Raw genomic sequence first — 765 nt, 5'->3', positions numbered from 1 at the left:
CCGACGGCGACCTGACGCTGCAAGCGCGCGGCGCGGCCACGACGGATGGCCAGCTGTCCAGCACCGGCAAGCTGCAACTGCAGGCCGGCGGCGACACTACGCTCAAGGGCAGTTTGCGCAGCAATGGTGATCTGACGGCGGACGCGGGCGGCAAGCTGGCGTTGCTGGGCAGCGCCAGCGCAACCTCCGGCGCATTGAACCTGACTTCGGCGGGCGACCTGTCTCTTGGCAAGGACGCTACTGCACAAGCGGGCGGTGCCATCGGCCTGCGCACGCAGGGCAATTTCACGGCCGCTGGCGCGGTGGCCTCGCTGCAAGCGTTGACGGTCAGCGCGGCGGGCGATGCGGCCATCGACGGCAAGCTGCTGGCCGGCGGTCCGCTGTCCATCGACGCGATCGGCAAGATCGCGGCGGGCGCGGCTTCCAAGCTGCAAGCCGAAGGCGCGTTGCGCCTGAACGCGGGACGCGACCTGACGCTGGCCGGACTGGCCGAGACCAATGCCGGCATGACGCTGGCCTCCGGCGCCGGCATGCGCGTGGACGGCAGCGCCATGGCCTATGGCGGCGCACTGTCGCTGACGGCGGGCGAAGGACTGACGCTGGCGTCCACGAGCCGCGCGCAGGGCACGGGCATCACGGCGCGCTCGGGCGGCGATCTGGACGCCGCTGGTGAGATGGGCGCGCGCGGCGACATCACGTTGTCCGCCGGCCAGGACCTGCGTCTGGCAGGCAAGGGCGCCGCCGCGGGCAACCTGACGCTGACCG

1 protein-coding gene is annotated in these 765 nt (G+C 72.0%); it reads left to right on the top strand.

The window, feature by feature from the left end; translation table 11 throughout:
* The coding region (locus KDH83_RS30980; RefSeq protein ID WP_212322916.1) for a hemagglutinin repeat-containing protein at nt 1–765 on the top strand (765 nt) is incomplete at both ends.

The sequence above is a fragment of the Achromobacter sp. Marseille-Q0513 genome, assembly GCF_018195695.1.
Lineage (GTDB): Bacteria > Pseudomonadota > Gammaproteobacteria > Burkholderiales > Burkholderiaceae_B > Achromobacter.
Note: the sequence above shows the minus strand (reverse complement) of the source record. Positions and strands in the feature narration are given on the sequence as shown.